The sequence below is a fragment of the Sphingomonas sp. LHG3406-1 genome (assembly GCF_029637485.1).
Classification (GTDB): domain Bacteria; phylum Pseudomonadota; class Alphaproteobacteria; order Sphingomonadales; family Sphingomonadaceae; genus Sphingomicrobium.
Window position 1 is genome coordinate 2482913 of record NZ_CP069128.1, and the last position, 17040, is coordinate 2499952.

Annotated in this window: 17 protein-coding genes; 11 read left to right on the forward strand and 6 right to left on the reverse strand. The window is 67.8% G+C overall.

Annotated features, from left to right (window positions below; translation table 11 throughout):
• The first annotated feature begins 59 nt into the window (after positions 1–59).
• Positions 60–305: a hypothetical protein gene (locus tag JOY29_RS12130; protein ID WP_300973791.1), complete on the forward strand. Its 246-nt coding sequence runs from the start codon at positions 60–62 to the stop codon at positions 303–305.
• A gap of 115 nt (positions 306–420) precedes the next feature.
• Here JOY29_RS12130 and JOY29_RS12135 read toward each other — a convergent pair whose 3' ends face one another.
• Both JOY29_RS12135 and JOY29_RS12140 read right to left on the reverse strand, forming a co-directional pair.
• Positions 421–1908 (reverse strand): DUF4403 family protein, encoded by a 1488-nt coding sequence (locus JOY29_RS12135; RefSeq protein WP_300973792.1) that lies wholly within the window; start codon positions 1906–1908, stop codon positions 421–423.
• A 25-nt stretch (positions 1909–1933) separates the two neighbouring features.
• The gene (locus tag JOY29_RS12140) at positions 1934–2728 is read right to left on the reverse strand and encodes a thymidylate synthase (protein WP_300973793.1); all 795 of its coding nucleotides are present in this window, start codon (positions 2726–2728) and stop codon (positions 1934–1936) included.
• 209 nt (positions 2729–2937) lie between these two features.
• On the opposite strand from JOY29_RS12140, the gene JOY29_RS12145 reads away from it, so the two are divergent.
• Positions 2938–3333, forward strand: a complete 396-nt coding sequence (locus JOY29_RS12145) for a JAB domain-containing protein (RefSeq protein WP_300973794.1) — start codon at positions 2938–2940, stop codon at positions 3331–3333.
• Here the strand turns inward: JOY29_RS12145 and JOY29_RS12150 are convergent.
• On the reverse strand, positions 3330–3923 hold the full coding sequence (locus JOY29_RS12150) for a hypothetical protein (RefSeq protein WP_300973795.1): 594 nt from the start codon (positions 3921–3923) through the stop codon (positions 3330–3332). The two genes, JOY29_RS12145 and JOY29_RS12150, sit on opposite strands and share 4 nt — an antisense overlap.
• 165 nt (positions 3924–4088) lie before the next feature.
• Here JOY29_RS12150 and JOY29_RS12155 point away from each other — a divergent pair, with 165 nt between their 5' ends.
• Entirely contained in the window at positions 4089–4352 is a 264-nt protein-coding gene (locus tag JOY29_RS12155) for a hypothetical protein (protein WP_300973796.1), read from the forward strand.
• A gap of 511 nt (positions 4353–4863) precedes the next feature.
• Here the strand turns inward: JOY29_RS12155 and JOY29_RS12160 are convergent.
• Positions 4864–5637 (reverse strand): CPBP family intramembrane glutamic endopeptidase, encoded by a 774-nt coding sequence (locus JOY29_RS12160; RefSeq protein WP_300973798.1) that lies wholly within the window; start codon positions 5635–5637, stop codon positions 4864–4866.
• A 129-nt stretch (positions 5638–5766) separates the two neighbouring features.
• On the opposite strand from JOY29_RS12160, the gene JOY29_RS12165 reads away from it, so the two are divergent.
• On the forward strand, positions 5767–7191 hold the full coding sequence (locus tag JOY29_RS12165; RefSeq protein WP_300973799.1) for an MATE family efflux transporter: 1425 nt from the start codon (positions 5767–5769) through the stop codon (positions 7189–7191).
• Here JOY29_RS12165 and JOY29_RS12170 read toward each other — a convergent pair.
• The gene (locus JOY29_RS12170; RefSeq protein ID WP_300973800.1) at positions 7146–7700 is read right to left on the reverse strand and encodes a L,D-transpeptidase family protein; all 555 of its coding nucleotides are present in this window, start codon (positions 7698–7700) and stop codon (positions 7146–7148) included. The genes JOY29_RS12165 and JOY29_RS12170 overlap by 46 nt on opposite strands.
• Before the next feature lie 144 nt (positions 7701–7844).
• Between JOY29_RS12170 and groES the strand changes: the two genes are divergently transcribed.
• The 3 genes from groES to JOY29_RS12185 all read left to right on the forward strand — a co-directional run bounded on the left by groES (position 7845) and on the right by JOY29_RS12185 (position 10905).
• Complete coding sequence (groES, locus tag JOY29_RS12175; protein WP_300973801.1) at positions 7845–8132, forward strand: co-chaperone GroES; 288 nt, start codon at positions 7845–7847, stop codon at positions 8130–8132.
• Between the two features lie 108 nt (positions 8133–8240).
• Positions 8241–9884: a chaperonin GroEL gene (gene groL / locus JOY29_RS12180; protein ID WP_300973802.1), complete on the forward strand. Its 1644-nt coding sequence runs from the start codon at positions 8241–8243 to the stop codon at positions 9882–9884.
• A gap of 106 nt (positions 9885–9990) precedes the next feature.
• Complete coding sequence (locus JOY29_RS12185; RefSeq protein ID WP_300973804.1) at positions 9991–10905, forward strand: PspA/IM30 family protein; 915 nt, start codon at positions 9991–9993, stop codon at positions 10903–10905.
• Positions 10906–10973: 68 nt separating this feature from the next.
• On the opposite strand, the gene JOY29_RS12190 is transcribed toward JOY29_RS12185, so the two are convergent.
• Positions 10974–11234 carry a circumsporozoite protein gene (locus tag JOY29_RS12190; RefSeq protein WP_300973805.1) on the reverse strand — a complete coding sequence of 87 codons (261 nt, stop codon included), beginning with the start codon at positions 11232–11234 and terminating at the stop codon, positions 10974–10976.
• 186 nt (positions 11235–11420) lie between these two features.
• Between JOY29_RS12190 and JOY29_RS12195 the strand changes: the two genes are divergently transcribed.
• From JOY29_RS12195 to metH, 4 genes are read left to right on the forward strand one after another with little or no spacing between them, the layout of a single operon-like run.
• Positions 11421–12389 (forward strand): metalloregulator ArsR/SmtB family transcription factor, encoded by a 969-nt coding sequence (locus JOY29_RS12195; protein WP_300973806.1) that lies wholly within the window; start codon positions 11421–11423, stop codon positions 12387–12389.
• The gene (gene metF / locus JOY29_RS12200; RefSeq protein ID WP_300973807.1) at positions 12386–13324 is read left to right on the forward strand and encodes a methylenetetrahydrofolate reductase [NAD(P)H]; all 939 of its coding nucleotides are present in this window, start codon (positions 12386–12388) and stop codon (positions 13322–13324) included. The genes JOY29_RS12195 and metF overlap by 4 nt, the downstream gene beginning before the upstream one ends.
• On the forward strand, positions 13321–14367 hold the full coding sequence (locus JOY29_RS12205; RefSeq protein ID WP_300973808.1) for a homocysteine S-methyltransferase family protein: 1047 nt from the start codon (positions 13321–13323) through the stop codon (positions 14365–14367). The genes metF and JOY29_RS12205 overlap by 4 nt, the downstream gene beginning before the upstream one ends.
• Complete coding sequence (metH, locus tag JOY29_RS12210; RefSeq protein WP_300973809.1) at positions 14364–17003, forward strand: methionine synthase; 2640 nt, start codon at positions 14364–14366, stop codon at positions 17001–17003. Before JOY29_RS12205 ends, metH begins: the two co-directional genes overlap by 4 nt.
• The last annotated feature ends 37 nt before the right edge of the window (positions 17004–17040 follow it).

The window sequence follows — 17040 nt, forward strand, 5'->3', positions numbered from 1 at the left end:
CAGCGTAGAAGGGTCGGGACGCCGGCGTCATCCCCTCATTGTCTGAACAGGTGGATGACATGAAGAAGATGATCACGACCGCGGCCGTGCTGCTGTTCGCAGCAACCGCCCACGCCCAGTCCGTGCCGGTCCAGGACCGGATCGCCGAACTGTGCACCGTGTCCACGACCGATCTCGAAGGACAGCGCCTCGCCAGGGAATGCCGGATCAAGGTCCGCGCCCGCTACGAAGCGGAGCGAACCGCCGCCCGCGCCCAGCCTCAACCACTCCGCACCGCGGCCAATGACGCTGCCCGCCCCCGCTGACAAAGCCTGGGCACCCGTGCCTTCGGTGCCCGCGGCCAAGGTCATCCCCGCCGAGGATTGCCACTCCGGAGCGGGGATGATCCTTTCTCGTCGGTAGCGCTGATACGCCGCCGACTCACCGCGCCAGCACCATCCGCGCCGTTCCCTGCGCCGACACCGGCAGCAGAAGGCCCTGGCCGGTCACCCTGATCTCGCCATGCTCGACCTTGTCGATCGTCGCGCGCAGGCGGAAGTCACCGAGGCGGCGGTCCGCGATCGCCTCCCGGGCGGCGACCAGCACCTTTTCCTGCTCCTTCTGGAAGTCCTGCGTCAGCGCCTCGGCAATGGCGGCGAGCGTTTCGGGCCGATTGAGCAGGCTCAGCACGAGGTTGGTCGCGCGATTGTCGGTCTGGCCGAAGATGGCGAGGTTCTCGACCCGCATCCGCGTCTCGCCCGCCGCATTGACCGGCCGCCCGGTCAGCCAGATCGTCCCTTTCGACTCCAGGTCGAATGCCTTCAGGCTGGCGTCGAGCCGCCGGGCGCGCGCGTCTATCCCTACGGCCAGTCGGCCATTCTCGGTCGCATAGATGGTGACCTTGTCGAACAGCGCCTCGATCCGCCCGATGCGCGGCAGGGCGATGCCCTCCTCGTTGAGCTTGCGCAGCGCGCGCAGCACGACCGGCTCCAGTTCGGCATAGTCCGCCAGCACCGCCGCGTTGAACTGCAGCCTGCTGCCGCTCGCAATGCTGGAAGGCGGGGGCAGGGGCTGGACAGGCTTCGGCTCCGGCCTTGCCTTGCCGACGAAAGTCTCGGTCAGCGCCACGCCGCCGACCAGCAGCCGAAGCTCGTTCCCCTGCAGTTCGTAGCGTTGCAGCCCGAACGCGCTCGGAGTCACCCGCATGAACGCCGGCGGGTTCTCGCGGTTGAGCTCGAACACCATATGCGCGCTGCGCCAGGCGTCCGCCACCAGCGGCCGGATCGGCACTTTGGCGATCTCCCGCTCGAGCTCGCGTTCGATCCGGGCGATCACGCCGGCAAGCTCGCGGTCGGCCCGCTGCACGAAGCGGATCCGCTGGCCGAGGAAGTCGATTCCCGGCGGCTCGCGCCAGTCATAGTCGATCTCGACGCGCGCCCGCGGCCGCCAGTCGGCGCCGAGCCCGAGCCGCACCCGTGCGCTGACGATCGCTGTGCCCGTGGCCGTCTCGCCCTTCAGCACCCCACCGACGTCGCGGGCGCTGACCTGCGCCCGGACCGGCAGCCGGATCAGCAGCCGCTCGCCCTGTCCGGTCAGGCCGATGCTCCCGCGCATCACCTGCCCGACGATCCGGCAGCCGATGTCCGGAGTGACCTTCAGCCGCTTGCCCAGCAGCCTGACCCGCTGCGCCGGAACGCAGCGCCGTTCCTGCTGGTCGATCGTCCACAGCCGCCGCGGCACGCTCCGCTCCAGCGCCTGCTGCAGCAGGCTGCGGCGGATGACGATCGGCACGGTGAAGCTCGAGCTGGTGGCCGGCAGCGTCACCGCGCTCGTATCCCGCACCGGCGCCGGCCGAACCTCCGGCTTCCGGCACGACGCCGCGAGGAGCGCGAGTGTGACGAAGGCGAGGAGCCGCCCCGTCCGCCTCATGCCCGTGCCCGGACGGTCCGCCGTCTCAGACCGCCACCGGCGCCGCAATATGCGGGTGCGGATCGTAGCCCTCGATCACGAAATCCTCGAACTCGTAGCCGAACAGATCCTGCCCGCGGTCCTTGATCACCAGCTTGGGCAGCGGCCGGACCTCGCGTGTCAGCTGCAGCCGCGCCTGCTCGAGATGGTTCGAATAAAGGTGCACGTCGCCGCCGGTCCACACGAAGGTGCCCGGCTCCAGCCCGCACTCACGCGCCAGCATGTGGGTCAGCAGCGCGTAGCTGGCGATGTTGAACGGCACGCCCAGGAACAGGTCGGCGCTGCGCTGGTAGAGCTGGAGGTTCAGCCGCCCCGCCGCCACCTGCGTCTGGAACAGGCAGTGGCAGGGCGCCAGCGCCATCCGCCCGATCTCGCCCGGGTTCCAGGCGGTGACGATCTGCCGCCGGCTGGCCGGATCCTTGCGGATCAGCGCGACCAGCTCGGCGATCTGGTCGATATGGCGCCCGTCCGCCGCCGCCCAGTCGCGCCACTGCTTGCCATAGACCGGGCCGAGATCGCCCTTCTCGTCCGCCCATTCATCCCAGATGCTGACCTTCCGCTCCTGCAGCCAGCGCACGTTGGTGTCGCCGTTGAGGAACCACAAAAGCTCGACGATGATCGAGCGAAGGTGCAGCTTCTTGGTCGTGACCAGCGGAAAGCCGTCGCGAAGGTCGAACCGCATCTGCGCCCCGAACAGCGACAGCGTCCCGGTCCCGGTCCGGTCGGCCTGCGGCACTCCTTCCGAGAGCACCTGCGCCATGAGATCGTGATAGGCCTGCATGCGCCCACGCTAGCGCCACCGGTCCCCCGGCGAAAGCCACAGTTCCCGGGCAAGAGCCACTCCCCTCCCGCTTGCGGGAGGGGCCGGGGGAGGGCTTGTCGGGGGTCTCCCTGCGAACCACACCGAAATGGACCAGCCTGTCGCCGAATCTCTCCACTCCGGACCCGCTTCCGCTAGGGACCGCGCGCCTGGAGGCGTAGCTTCGCCTCATGCTTCAGCGTGCCGAAACACCCGTTGCACTGACCGGCGTCGAAGCGAGCCGGTCCTTCTTCGCTCCCTGCTTCGCCGATTCGACCCGCGAACGCCTGTGGGTCGCCCACCTCGACGACGAAGCTTATTGCATCCACCTCGCCAGCTACGATGGCGGCGTCGACAGCGTGGACATTCCCGTCCGCGCGATCATCGGCGACGCCATTCGGCTCGATAGCGCCGGCATCGTCCTCGCCCACAATCATCCGAGCGGGCAGGCGATGCCGTCGCGATCCGACAAGGTTGCCACCAGGGTCCTCGCCCTCGCCGCCGAAGCGATCGACCTCACCCTCCTCGACCATCTCGTCTTCGCCGGCGACGATTGCACCAGCTTCCGCCGCATGGGCCTGATCTAGGCAAGCCCGCCGGGGCGCCCACCCTCGTTCGCCCTCGCGCCCCCGCCGTCATCGGCCCGTGCCTTCGCCGCCCGCCTGGCCGCCCGCGCCTTCTTGTCCTCCAGCCGCATCCGCTTCATCAGCTTGTCGAGCCGTGCCGCGGCTTCGGACGCGTCCGACCGCTGCGGCCGCCGGTCCCCGCTCGCGCTTCCGAGCACCCGCTCATGCTGGGTGAGAAGGTTGAGGATGAACTTGCAGTCCAGGCCCGGAAGGCTCGCCAGCGCCACCTCGTCGGGCGTCGCCGCCTGCAGCAGCGTCAGCGACCGGCGAACCAGTTCGGCTCGAAGACTGCAGACACCGGTCTCCTCGGCCACGGCAAAGGCGGCGGCGAACGCCGGGTCGTGCCGCTGCCGCTCATAGATGACCTTCCGGCTCACCCCGGCCGCCGCCGCACTCGCTGCAAGATTGCAGGTGGCCGCAAAATGGCCAAGGAATACAACCTGCTGCTCGTCGGTGAACAGGTTCCGCCGCTCCGCCATTGCAACCAGCCGCCGCCCCTTGCTCCTGCGGATGTTCACCACGGTGGCAGCCTCAATGCTTGAAATTGTCAACTAACCAAAAAGGCACAAAATGTCAAGCCTTGTGCCTCAGTCTGTTCCGATCCGCAGCGCACCGCGGCCGATCTTCAGGGCGTTCGCCGCTCGCCGGGCCATGGCGCGCAACGAATGGATTGCAGACTTTTGCGGCCATCGCTTCCCCGTGTTAGCCTCGCCGGAATGCTGGACACCTCCATCCTCCTCTTGATCGCCGCGGCTCTGTTTGTCTTCGCCGAGAAAGCAGGGGACCGGCTTGCACCCGTCTGGAAGGCGAGAGGCGATCGCAGACTAGCCCAGCTCGAGGCGGGGGCGCCGGAGCGCTACTTCGAAGAGCGGCGGTCTCTCGAGTCTCGATCGCCGCGGAAGCGACCTTCGCACTGGCTCGACTTCGCGGCTGTCGCTGCTCCAATCCTGATCGGCACTTGGTTCAACGGTCAGACCTGAACGTCACCGGGCGCTTCCCGGCGGTCCGCATTCGGTGCAGGCCGCACGTCTCCGCGACCGCCCCGCTGCGCAGCAATGGGGATTGCGCCGCATCGGGAGGTCGCGACAACGTTCGCACTGGGTCGAAGTCAGATGGTCGGCCTGAATGTCCGAATGGGTGGAAAGCGGACATTGGTGGATCGGCTGAACTCGTCTCGATCAAGGGCGTTCGGAGTGCGTGACTAATCGTCAACACACGGACAAACCTTCCACGTGTCAAACCGCCCGGCTTCTGGTGCGCTTCGGTCGTCGCGGCGCGGTGAGCGGAAGCGTACGGGTCACGGACCGTGGTCTCCTGGCGATTGCCGTTCTCGTTTCCAGCATTCTGCTCTCCACTGCTGTTCTCGTGCGCGTCAGTGTTCGCGAGGGCGGCAAGGCCAGCAGCACTGCTTGATCCAGTTTCATGCAGGATAGCGATCCGCGACGCGCTCGCCGGAAAGTCGTAGAGGGATGAGAAGCAAAGAATTGAGCTTCAGCAGCCGAGCTGGCAGCGACCGTCGGGCATCTCCCTTCGCGGCAGAAGCAGCATCAGTGCAGCCATCGCCAAATGAGCCGCTGCGGAGATGAAAGGCGTGTTCGATGACATCACTTCGATCCGGGCGAAGTGACCAAGTACTTCATTGGTCAGGTTCCAGCCCCAGTGAACTCCGACCGCTGTCCACAAGGACCCGGTCTTCATGATCGCGACGCCGTACGCCAGTCCGAAGCAGAACAGCATCAGCCACTCGGTTGGGCCATTCCCCAGCCGATAGAGATGATTCAACACATAGATGGCGGAAGTGATCAGGACGAAGGTTGCACCCCTGAGCGCTCTCCAAGGCACACGCCACCAGAAGCCACGGGTGATGATGTCCTCGGCGACCGACGGCACAAACGTGGAGATCAGGGCCAATGCGATCAGCGGCGCGGCGGACGCGAAGTCTGGCTGTTCGGATGTCGCCTGCACTGAATAGGCGCCCAAGCCGACGCCCGCTGCGACCGAAAGCAGCTTTGCCGACGTGGCGAGGACAATCGCGCCAAGAAGCCACAGCGGGACGGAACGGTGCCACTCAAGTGCAAAGGCATCGAAGCCTCTGAAACGCAGGACGAATCGTCCGACAGGCCAAGCCGCCGCCAGGCAAAGCAGCATCAACCCGGCTTGAACGGGAAAGCTCTGGAGAAGGTGTCGGCCGATCCCTTCAGCGGACTGGTACAGACCGAAAAGGATCAGAAATCCGAACGCAGCTCGTGGAAGACCGACTTGCAAACGACCACCCCCGGCTCGCAATAATCAGCTGATCCTGATGTGCGCAATGGTTCGGAAGCGCAAAAAGGCAGGCAGGCTCCAGACCCAGACCAGTGGCTCGTACAACCATAGCCGGCTAAGGGGCTCCGGATGCCCGTTCTCCCCACCGCTCCCAGCACCATCGCCGAGGAAGCGCGGGCGACCTTCCGGCTGGCGTGGCCGCTGATCCTTTCCAACCTCGCCGCCAATGCCATCACCACCACCGACGTGCTGATGCTCGGCTGGCTCGGCCCGCGCGAGCTGGCGGCGGCGGCGCTTGCGGTCAATCTCTACAGCCTGCTGCTGTTCACCGGGGTCGGCCTGTCGGTCGCCATCTCGCCGATGATCGCCGCCGCGCTCGGCCGGCGGAAGGGCGCGGCGCGGGACAGCCGGCGCAGCTTCCGCATGGGGCTGTGGCTGGTCACCTTCTACGCCGCCGCGGCGACCCTGCTGCTTTCCTTCGCGGAAGGCATCTTCCTCGCCTTCGGCCAGGACCCGGCGCTCAGCCGCCTTGCCGGCGGCTTCATGGACGTCCTCCGATGGGCGCTGTGGCCGACCCTGCTCGGCTTCGTCATGCGCAACCTGCTGACCGCCTTCGACCGGGCCTGGGTGCCGCTGGTGGTCGCGCTCGGCGGAGTGGGGGTCAACGCCTTCCTTAACTACGGCCTGATCTTCGGCCAGTTCGGCCTGCCGGCGCTGGGCATGCAGGGGTCGGCGCTCGCCACCGTCCTTACCAACGTCGCCATGCTGGCGGCGCAGGTGACAGCCGTGGTCCGCCTGCCGCGCCTGAGGATGATGCACCTGTTCGCCCGCTGGTGGCGCGCCGACTGGCCGCGGTTCCGCGAACTGGCGAAGCTCGGCATCCCGATCAGCCTGACCTGGAGCTTCGAGGTCGGGGTCTTTTCCGCCGCCGTCTATCTGATGGGACTGATCGACACGATCAGCGTCGCCGCCCACGTCATCGCGCTGCAGCTCGCCGCCCTGATGTTCATGGTGCCGCTCGGCCTCAGCCAGGCGGCGACGGTGCGCGTCGGCTATGGCCACGGCGCCGGCGATCCGCTCTGGGTCGGCCGCGCGGGGCGGGTCGCCATCGTCCTAGCGCTCGGCTTCGCTCTGGCTTCGGCGCTGATCATGTGGGTCTTCCCGCGCGAGCTCGCCTCGCTGTTCCTCGACATGTCCAAGCCCGAAAGCGCGGCGGTGCTGGCGCTGGCCGTGCAGTTCCTGCTCATCGCCGCCGTCTTCCAGCTCGCCGACGGGGCGCAGGTGATCGGCGCCGCCATCCTTCGCGGTCTCCACGACACGCGCGTGCCGATGCTGTTCGCGGCCTTCGGCTATTGGGTGGTCGGGATCGGTGCCGGCGCCTGGCTCGCCTTCCGCACCCCGCTCGCCGGGCGCGGGATCTGGATCGGGCTGGCGCTCGGCCTTGCCGTGGTCAGCGTCCTGATGCTGTGGCGCTGGTCACGGCGCGAGGCGCTCGGCCTCGTCCCCGCTCAATCCTCGACCCAGACCGGCGTCCCCACCGCCGTCACCGCATAGAGCCGCTCGGCGAACTTCATCGGCAGGCGGATGCAGCCGTGGCTGGCGGGGTAGGGCGGGATCTCCCCGCCGTGGAGTGCGACGCCCCACGGGTTCATCCGCTGCATGAAGGGCATTGGCGCGTTCGAATAGCGGTTCGACCGATGGAAGCGCTTCTTCTCGAGGATGGGGAAGCGGCCGACCGGGGAATCCTTGCCGGGCTTGCCGCTCGACACGGTGGTCACCGCCGCCAGTTCGCCGCCCCGATAGAGCCAGGCGCGCTGCCGGCCGAGGTTGACGACCAGCTCCGCCGCACCGGTCCGCGGCGCTGCCGGATTCCATTTCCACTCGCCGGATTTCAGGGGCAGCGTGCCGCCGAACACCCGCGCTTCCGCCACCGCCGCCCGGTCCGAATGGCCCATGCTCCACTTGGCCGGTGCGGCGGGCTTGGCGGGGCGCGGGGAAGGGGCGGTGGCGCAGCCCGCGGCAAGGCTCGCCAGAAGCAGGGGAAGGAGAAGTTTTTGCTGCATGTTCATGACCTTGCGCGGCGATGAATGAACCCGCCATTGACGTTCGGGAGCCTTGGAACCATATGCCCGACGACCGTTTGGCACTCTCCACTTCGGAGTGCCAGCGGGACCCATTTTCAACTGAGCAACATGAGGGGCTACCATATGGCTTTCAGGCCGCTTCACGATCGGGTCCTCGTCCGCAGGATCGAGGCCGAAGCAAAGACCGCCGGCGGGATCATCATCCCCGACACGGCGAAGGAAAAGCCGCAGGAAGGTGAAGTCATCTCCGTCGGCACCGGCGCCCGCAACGACTCGGGCCAGGTCACGCCGCTCGAGGTCAAGGCCGGCGACCGCATCCTGTTCGGCAAGTGGTCGGGCACCGAGGTCAAGGTCGACGGCGAAGACCTCATCATCATGAAGGAAAGCGACATCCTCGGGATCGTCGGCTGAACCACTGACGTGCTCCCGCGCAGGCTGGAGCCCAGTGACCTTCTCCTTCCATCATAAGATCAACTGGACCCCTATTTTTCCAGGGGAACAACGAAAGGGATTGCTATCATGGCAGCCAAGGACGTGAAATTCAGCCGCGACGCGCGTGAGCGCATCCTGCGCGGCGTCGACATCCTCGCCGACGCGGTGAAGGTGACTCTGGGGCCCAAGGGCCGCAACGTCGTCATCGACAAGAGCTTCGGCGCGCCGCGCATCACCAAGGACGGCGTCACCGTCGCGAAGGAGATCGAACTCAAGGACAAGTTCGAGAACATGGGCGCGCAGATGCTGCGCGAAGTGGCCTCGAAGACCAACGACATCGCCGGCGACGGCACCACCACCGCCACCGTGCTCGCCCAGGCGATCGTCCGCGAGGGCATGAAGTCGGTTGCGGCCGGCATGAACCCGATGGACCTGAAGCGCGGCATCGACCTCGCCGTCCAGAAGGTCGTCGAAGACCTCAAGGGCCGTTCCAAGCCCGTCGCCAACTCGGGCGAGATCGCCCAGGTCGGCATCATCTCGGCCAACGGCGACCGTGAGGTTGGCGAGAAGATCGCTGAAGCCATGGACAAGGTCGGCAAGGAAGGCGTCATCACCGTCGAGGAGGCAAAGGGCCTCGAGTTCGAGCTGGACGTCGTCGAGGGCATGCAGTTCGACCGCGGCTACCTGTCGCCCTACTTCATCACCAACCCGGAGAAGATGTCGGTCGAGCTCGCCGACCCCTACATCCTCATCCACGAGAAGAAGCTCTCGAACCTGCAGGCGATGCTTCCGATCCTGGAAGCCGTGGTGCAGAGCGGCCGTCCGCTCCTCATCATCGCCGAGGACATCGAGGGCGAAGCGCTGGCGACCCTGGTCGTCAACAAGCTGCGCGGCGGCCTCAAGGTCGCGGCCGTCAAGGCGCCGGGCTTCGGTGATCGCCGCAAGGCGATGCTCGAGGACATCGCCATCCTGACCGGCGGCGAGATGATCTCCGAGGATCTCGGCATCAAGCTCGAGAACGTCACGGTCGGCATGCTCGGCACCGCCAAGCGCGTCACCATCGACAAGGACAACACCACCATCGTCGATGGCGCCGGCCAGAAGGAAGGCATCGAGGGGCGCGTCGCCGCGATCCGCCAGCAGATCGAAGTGACCACTTCGGACTATGACCGCGAGAAGCTCCAGGAGCGTCTCGCCAAGCTCGCCGGCGGCGTGGCCGTGATCAAGGTCGGCGGTTCGACCGAGGTCGAGGTGAAGGAGCGCAAGGATCGCGTCGACGACGCGCTTCACGCGACCCGCGCTGCGGTCGAGGAAGGCATCGTCCCCGGCGGCGGTACGGCCCTGCTGTATGCCACCAAGGCGATCGAGGGCCTCAAGGGCCAGAACGACGACCAGACCCGCGGCGTCGACATCATCCGCAAGGCGCTCTACGCGCCGGTCCGTCAGATCGCGTCCAACGCCGGTCATGACGGTGCGGTGATCTCGGGCAAGCTGCTGGATGGTGGCGACACCAATCTCGGCTTCAACGCCCAGACCGACACCTACGAGAACCTCGTCCAGGCCGGCGTGATCGACCCGACCAAGGTCGTCCGCACCGCTCTCCAGGACGCGGCCTCGGTCGCCGGCCTGCTCATCACCACCGAAGCGGCGGTGAGCGACATTCCGGAAGACAAGCCCGCGGCCGGCGGTATGCCGGGCGGCATGGGCGGCATGGGCGGCATGGACTTCTAAGTCCCGCCATCCAGCAACCATCAGAAGGGGTCGGGCGAAAGCCCGGCCCCTTTTTGCTGGGCCGCTCACCATTCGTTAGCCGCTGTCGATTAATGCTCCGCCCTTCATGATCGAGGGCATGATGGGTCTCCTGTTCGGTATCTTCTGGCTGTGGGTGGTCATCGCCGGCTTCAAGTCGGTCGGTCGCCGCCTGTGGAGCTTCTTCTCGGGCAGCGGGCTGAGCAGCGGCTGGAGCGAGGGCTGGAGCAGCGGCGGGGGGCATAGCCGAAGCACGGTCTGGACCACCGACGGCACCGCCCTGTCGCCGTCGCAGGCGCGCGCCGCCATGCCGGTCAGCAACCAGCCCGCACTCGTTCACGCCCCTTCCGACATCTGGACGCCCGCCGAGCGGCGCGGCTTCGGGCGCAAGCTCGCCGCGCAGTCGCCGGTCAGCACCGACGCGGTGGTCGCCGACATGGAGCGGGAACTCGCGCGGATGGTGCGCAACGCCGCCGAGGTCGAGAAGAATGCCGCCGGCTGGCGCGGCGACCTCAAGCGGATCGAAGCGGCGCAGGCCGACTGGCAGGCGCGCGCCGGGCTGGCCGTCGACAAGGGCCGCGACCAGCTGGCCAAGGCCGCGCTTGCCGAGAAGGCCAAGCTCCAGCCCCGCGCCGATGGCCTCAGAGGCGACATCGCCCGGCTCGAAGAGCTGCTGGCCGGCTACCGCCGCGACATCATCGCGCTCGAGGCCAAGCTGAGCGAGAGCATCCGCCGGCAGGTGCTCGCCGAAACCCGCCTCGAAAGCGCCGAGGACAGCGTCCGTGCCCGCGAACTGGTGTTCGGCGAGCGCACCGCCGCCGCCCTGTCGAGCCTCGAACAGGTGGAGCGCAGCGCCGACCTCGTCGAAGGCCAGGCCGAAGCCCTGACGCTCGGCGCGCCGGCGCCCGGCCTCGCCGAGGAATTCGCCGCGCTCGAACGGCAGGACGCCCTCGACCGCGAGCTTGCCGCGCTCAAGGCCGAGCGGAACCGCCCGACCGCCTGAAGCCACCCAAGCAAAAGGGGCCGCCCAGTCGCCCGGACGGCCCCTCCTGTTACCCTAAGCGCTGAGGCTTAGGCGGCGTTGTCGGCCGCGTTCTCGATGGCGTCGCCAGCGTTCTCGACGGCATTGCCGGCCGCGTCCAGCGCGTTGTCGGCAGCCGCACCGAGGTTCTCGGTGCCAGTGATGGCGGCGTTGGTGTCGGCCGCAGCTTCGGTCTCGATGGTGTTCTCGGTCGAGACATTGTTGTCGGGCGCATTGTCCTGGCAAGCGGCCAGACCCAGACCCAGAACCGCAACGGCGGTCAGTGCAAACTTCTTCATATCGGTTTCCATCCCTATGTTTTCAGAGCCTTGTGCCTCAGAGAAGACACCAGGTCCCAAGCGACCCGCCCATATTTGGGTCAAGCCAGCGGGCGGATTTAGGTGAAGCGTGGCGGCTGCGCAATTCTCATTTGCGACGAACCGTTTTCTTGGCCTCTCGTACTTGTCCATATAAAGATATCTTTATATCGTTAAGTGATGAGCCTTCCCCTGCCGCTTGCCGATCTGTTTCAGGCGCTTGCCGACCCCAGCCGGCTTCGGCTGCTGGCGCTGCTGCGCGAAATGGAGCTGACCGTCGGCGAGCTCGCGCAGGTGCTCGGCCAGAGCCAGCCGCGGGTCAGCCGCCACCTCAAGATCCTCGCCGACGCCCGGCTGATCGAGCGGCGCAAGGAAGGCAGCTGGGTGTTCCTCCAGCTCGGACCCGCCGACCTCGTCGATCCGCTCTTCGCCCTGGTCGAAGCGACCGGTGACCCGGCGTCGGAGCGCCAGTTCGAGGCCGACCGCGCCCGCCTCGCCGCCGTACGCGCCGACCGGGCCGAGGCGGCCGCCCGCTATTTCGCCGCCCATGCCGCCGAGTGGGACCAGATCCGCTCGCTCCACGTCGCCGAAAGCGAGGTCGAGGCCGCCATCCGCGAGGCGCTAGGGCAGGGGCCCATCGGGCATCTGGTCGACATCGGCACCGGCACCGGCCGGATGATCGAACTGTTCGGCACCACCGCCACCCGCAGCATCGGCATCGACCGCTCGACCGAGATGCTGCGCCTCGCCCGGGTCAAGCTCGAGGAAGCGGGCGTCCAGGCCGTCTCGCTCCGCCAGGGCGACATGTACGCCCTTCCGCTTCCGGACGCGGAGGCCGACGTCGTCCTCCTCCACCAGGTGCTCCACTATGCCCACTCGCCCGCGGCGGCGATCGCCGAGGGGGCGCGCCTCCTCCGCCCGGGCGGGCGGCTGCTGATCATCGACTTCGCTCCCCACGATCGCGAGGAATTGCGGGATTCGGCGCAGCACGCCCGCCTCGGCTTCACCGACGAGGCGGTGGTCGGCTGGCTCGGCGATGCCGGGCTCGAAGCGCAAGTCGTCCGTCACCTCGAAGGGGGCGAACTCACCGTCACCCTCTGGGCCGGGTCGCGTCCGGCACTCCGCGCCAGCCGCCGGAAGGCCGCATGAGCGCCCCCGCACCCGCCGTGCCCGTCCCGGCGAACGGCCCCGAGCCCCTGTTCGCCCATGCCCGCGGCGACATTGGCGTCAGCTTCGAATTCTTCCCGCCCAAGTCGGACGCGATGAACGAGACCCTGTGGCGCTCGATCCAGATGCTGGCGCCGCTCGGCCCGCGCTTCGTCTCGGTCACCTATGGCGCCGGCGGCTCGACCCGCGAGCGGACCCACCAGACCGTCTCCCGAATCGTGCGCGAGACGAGGCTTCCCGCCGCCGCCCACCTCACCTGCGTCGATGCCAGCCGCGACGAGATCGATGCGATCGCCCGCGACTATTGGGATGCCGGCGTGCGCCATATCGTCGCCCTGCGCGGCGATCCGCCCGAAGAGGGCCGCGCCTACGCGCCGCACCGCGACGGCTATGCCGATGCCGCCGAGCTGGTCGCCGGCCTGCGCAAGGTCGCGCCGTTCGAAATTTCGGTCGCCTGTTATCCCGAGGTCCACCCCGAGGCCTCCTGTCCCGACAGCGACCTCGACAATCTGAAGCGCAAGATCGACGCCGGCGCGACCCGTGCGATCAGCCAGTTCTTCTTCTCCGCCGACAATTTCTTCCGCTTCCGCGACCGTGCCGCCGCCGCCGGCATCCAGGCCGAGATCGTTCCCGGCATCCTCCCGGTCAGCAACGTCGCCCAGACCCGCCGCTTCGCCGGCCAGTGCGGCGCCGCCATTCCGGAGTGGATGGACGCCATGTTCGAAGGCCTCGACTCGCTACCCGCCGCACGCCAGCTGATCGCCGCCACCATCGCCGCCGAATTGTGCGGCCAGCTCTATGCCGGCGGGATCCGCCACTTCCACTTCTACACCTTGAACAGGGCCGAACTCGCTTATGCCATCTGTCACCTCCTCGGCGTCCGCGCGCCCTGCGAAGCCGCCGAGGCGCTGAAGTGAGCGCCCGCCAGTCCCGCGAGGCCGCCGCCGCCGCCTTCCGCGCCGCCGCCGCCACCCGGATCCTCGTCAAGGACGGCGCCTTCGGTACCGCCATCCAGGGCGCCGGCCTGACGGAGGCCTGCTATCGCGGCGACCTTGCCCTCAATCATGACCAGAAGGGCAACAACGATCTCCTTAACCTGACCCAGCCCAAGCTCGTCCGCGCGATCGCGCAGGGCTATGCCGACGCCGGTGCCGAGGTGCTCGGCACCAACAGCTTCAATGCCAACCGCATCAGCCAGACCGATTATGGCGCGGAGTCGCTGGTGCGCGACATCAACGTCGCCGCCGCCCGGATCGTCCGCGGGGTCGCCGACGAAGCGGCCGACAAGGACGGTCGGCAGCGCTTCGTCGCGGGTGCGCTCGGTCCCACCAACAAGACCCTGTCCCTGTCGCCCGACGTCAACGATCCCGCCTATCGCGAGGTCGACTTCGACCATGTCCGCGAGGTCTATCGCGAGCAGGTCGAGGCCTTGCTCGAAGGCGGCGCCGACTTCATCCTGATCGAGACCGTGTTCGATACGCTGAACGCCAAGGCCGCGATCCACGCCGCGCTCGGCCTTGCCCCGATCATGATCTCCATGACCCTCACCGACCTGTCCGGCCGCAACCTTTCCGGCCACACGGTCGAGGCCTTCTGGGCCAGCGTCCGCCATGCTCGGCCGCTGACGATCGGCCTCAACTGCAGCTTCGGCGCCGCCCAGCTCCGCCCGCACCTCGCGGCGCTGAGCCGGATGGCCGACACCTTGGTCATGGCCTATCCGAACGCCGGCCTTCCCAACGAGCTGGGTGCCTATGACGAGGCCGCGGAGGAGACTGCCGGTCAGGTCGCCGAGTGGCTGAAGGACGGACTGGTCAACGTCGTCGGCGGCTGCTGCGGCACTACCCCTGCGCACATCGCCGCCATCGCCAACACGGTTTCCGGCGGTGCCCCCCGCAACGTCCCGCAAGCCCCCGGCCGCACCATGCTCGCAGGCCTCGAGCCGATGGTGCTGGCCGCGTGACAAGCACCAACGCGGGCGCCGCCCGCTTCGTCAACGTCGGCGAACGCACCAACGTCACCGGCTCCGCTCGCTTCAAGAAGCTGATCCTCGCCGGCGACTATGACGCGGCGGTCGAGGTCGCGCGCGACCAGGTCGAGAATGGGGCGCAGGTCATCGACGTCAACATGGACGAGGCTTTGCTCGACAGCGAAGCGGCCATGACCGTCTTCCTCAAGCGCATCGCCGCCGAGCCCGACATCGCCCGCGTGCCAGTGATGATCGACAGCTCCAAATGGAGCGTCATCCTCGCCGGTCTCAAGTGCGTGTCGGGCAAGCCGATCGTCAATTCGATCAGCCTCAAGGAAGGGGAGGAGCAGTTCCTCGACCAGGCCCGCACCGCCCGTGCCTTCGGCGCCGCGGTCGTGGTCATGGCCTTCGACGAGACCGGCCAGGCCGACACGGCCGCGCGCAAGGTCGAGATCTGTGCCCGCGCCTACGACCTGCTCGTCGCCGACGGCTTCCCGCCGGAAGACATCATCTTCGATCCCAACATCTTCGCGGTCGCGACCGGGATCGACGAGCATCGCCGCTACGCCCTCGACTTCATCGAGGCGGCGCGCGACATCCGCAAGCGCTGCCCCGGGGTCCACATCTCCGGTGGTCTTTCCAATCTCAGCTTCTCCTTCCGCGGCAACGAGCCCGTCCGCCGCGCAATGCACTCGGTCTTCCTCTACCACGCCATTCCCGCCGGCCTCGACATGGCGATCGTCAACGCCGGCCAGCTCGACGTCTATGACGCCATCGACCCCGAACTCCGCGACGCCTGCGAGGACGTCATCCTCGACCGCCGCGAGGATTCGACCGAGCGGCTGATCGCGCTTGCCGAACGCTTCCGCGGCACCGATGCGGCGGTCGAAGTGCGCGAGGCGGCCTGGCGCAGCTGGCCGGTCCGCGAGCGGCTCGCCCATGCTTTGGTCAAGGGCATCGACGCCAATATCGTCGAGGACACGGAGGAAGCCCGCCAGCTGGCCAAGCGCCCGATCGAGGTGATCGAGGGGCCGCTGATGGACGGCATGAACATCGTCGGGGACCTGTTCGGGTCGGGCAAGATGTTCCTGCCGCAGGTGGTGAAGTCCGCCCGCGTCATGAAGAAGGCGGTCGCCCACCTCCTCCCCTACATCGAGGCGGAGAAGGTCGCCGGCGAGAGCTCGGGCAAGGGCCGGATCGTCATGGCCACGGTCAAGGGCGACGTCCACGACATCGGCAAGAACATCGTCGGCGTGGTCCTCGCCTGCAACGGCTTCGAGGTGATCGACCTCGGCGTGATGACGCCCTGGCCCAGGATCCTCGAGGCGGCGAACGAGAATGGCGCTGACATGATCGGCCTTTCGGGCCTGATCACCCCCTCGCTGGACGAGATGGTGACCGTGGCCGAGGAGATGGAGCGCGCCGGCATGAAGCGGCCGCTCCTGATCGGCGGCGCCACCACCAGCCGCGCCCATACCGCGCTGCGCATCGCGCCCGCCTACTCCGGTCCGGTCATCCACGTCCTCGACGCCAGCCGGGCGGTCGGCGTCGCCGGCGCCCTCGTCAGCGACGGTCCGCAGAAGGAAGAGCTGATCGGCCGTACGGCCAGCGACTATCGCCAGCTGCGCGAGCAGCGCGAAGGGCGGGGGCAGAGCGACCTGTCGCCCCTCGCCGAAGCCCGCGCCAACCGCTTCGACGGCGATTCCGCCGGCCCGGCGCCAAGACCGCTCCGTCCGGGCCTGCATCGCTTCGACGCCTGGGACCTCGCCGACCTCCGCCGCGTGATCGACTGGACCCCCTTCTTCCGCGCCTGGGAATTGCACGGCGTCTATCCGGCCATTCTCGACGATCCCATCGTCGGCAAGGAAGCGCGCAACCTCTTCCACGACGCCGAAGCCATGCTCGACCGCATCATCGACGAATGCTGGCTGACGGCCAGGGGCGTCGCCGGCCTGTGGCCGGCATCGCGGGATGAGGATGATATCCTCGTTTCTCCCTTCCCGCTGGCGGGGGAGGCCTCCCGCAAGCCGGAGCGGGAGCAGGTCCGCCTGCCCTTCCTCCGCCAGCAGGTCCGCAAGCGCGAAGGCCGGGCGAACATGTGCCTCGCCGATTTCGTCGCGGAGGAGGACGACTGGCTCGGCGGCTTCACCGTCGCCATCCACGGCCTCGAACCGCACCTCGCCCGCTTCCAGGCGGACAAGGACGATTACAGCGACATCATGCTGAAGTCGCTCGCCGACCGCCTCGCCGAAGCCTTCGCCGAGCGCCTCCACCAGCATGTCCGCACCGAGCTGTGGGGCTATGCGCCGGACGAGAACCTTTCGAACGAGGAGCTGATCAAGGAGCGCTACCAGGGCATCCGGCCCGCGCCCGGCTATCCGGCCTGCCCCGACCACAGCCTCAAGCCCCTGCTGCTCGAACTGCTCGGCGGGGATCCGGCCGGCGTCCGCCTGACCGAGAATTTCGCCATGCTCCCGGTCTCGGCCGTCTCCGGCTTCTACTTCGCCCATCCCGACAGCGCCTATTTCGGCGTTGCGCGCATCGGCCAGGACCAGCTCGAGGATTATGCCGAGCGCCGCGGGGTGGACGTCGAGACGGCGGCGAGGTGGCTTCGTCCGAACCTCGACTGACGCGGGCACCCCTGCACCGCGTCACCCTGAACTCGTC

What these genes read in the sequence shown, in the direction of transcription:
- JOY29_RS12155 (WP_300973796.1), top strand. Translation starts at nt 4,089, where the DNA reads ATGCTGGACACCTCCATCCTCCTCTTGATCGCCGCGGCTCTGTTTGTC.
- JOY29_RS12190 (WP_300973805.1), bottom strand. Translation starts at nt 11,234, where the DNA reads ATGGAAACCGATATGAAGAAGTTTGCACTGACCGCCGTTGCGGTTCTG.
- JOY29_RS12195 (WP_300973806.1), top strand. Translation starts at nt 11,421, where the DNA reads ATGAGCCTTCCCCTGCCGCTTGCCGATCTGTTTCAGGCGCTTGCCGAC.
- groES (WP_300973801.1), top strand. Translation starts at nt 7,845, where the DNA reads ATGGCTTTCAGGCCGCTTCACGATCGGGTCCTCGTCCGCAGGATCGAG.
- JOY29_RS12165 (WP_300973799.1), top strand. Translation starts at nt 5,767, where the DNA reads ATGCCCGTTCTCCCCACCGCTCCCAGCACCATCGCCGAGGAAGCGCGG.
- JOY29_RS12185 (WP_300973804.1), top strand. Translation starts at nt 9,991, where the DNA reads ATGATCGAGGGCATGATGGGTCTCCTGTTCGGTATCTTCTGGCTGTGG.
- JOY29_RS12170 (WP_300973800.1), bottom strand. Translation starts at nt 7,700, where the DNA reads ATGCAGCAAAAACTTCTCCTTCCCCTGCTTCTGGCGAGCCTTGCCGCG.
- JOY29_RS12145 (WP_300973794.1), top strand. Translation starts at nt 2,938, where the DNA reads ATGCTTCAGCGTGCCGAAACACCCGTTGCACTGACCGGCGTCGAAGCG.
- JOY29_RS12135 (WP_300973792.1), bottom strand. Translation starts at nt 1,908, where the DNA reads ATGAGGCGGACGGGGCGGCTCCTCGCCTTCGTCACACTCGCGCTCCTC.
- JOY29_RS12130 (WP_300973791.1), top strand. Translation starts at nt 60, where the DNA reads ATGAAGAAGATGATCACGACCGCGGCCGTGCTGCTGTTCGCAGCAACC.
- metF (WP_300973807.1), top strand. Translation starts at nt 12,386, where the DNA reads ATGAGCGCCCCCGCACCCGCCGTGCCCGTCCCGGCGAACGGCCCCGAG.
- groL (WP_300973802.1), top strand. Translation starts at nt 8,241, where the DNA reads ATGGCAGCCAAGGACGTGAAATTCAGCCGCGACGCGCGTGAGCGCATC.
- JOY29_RS12140 (WP_300973793.1), bottom strand. Translation starts at nt 2,728, where the DNA reads ATGCAGGCCTATCACGATCTCATGGCGCAGGTGCTCTCGGAAGGAGTG.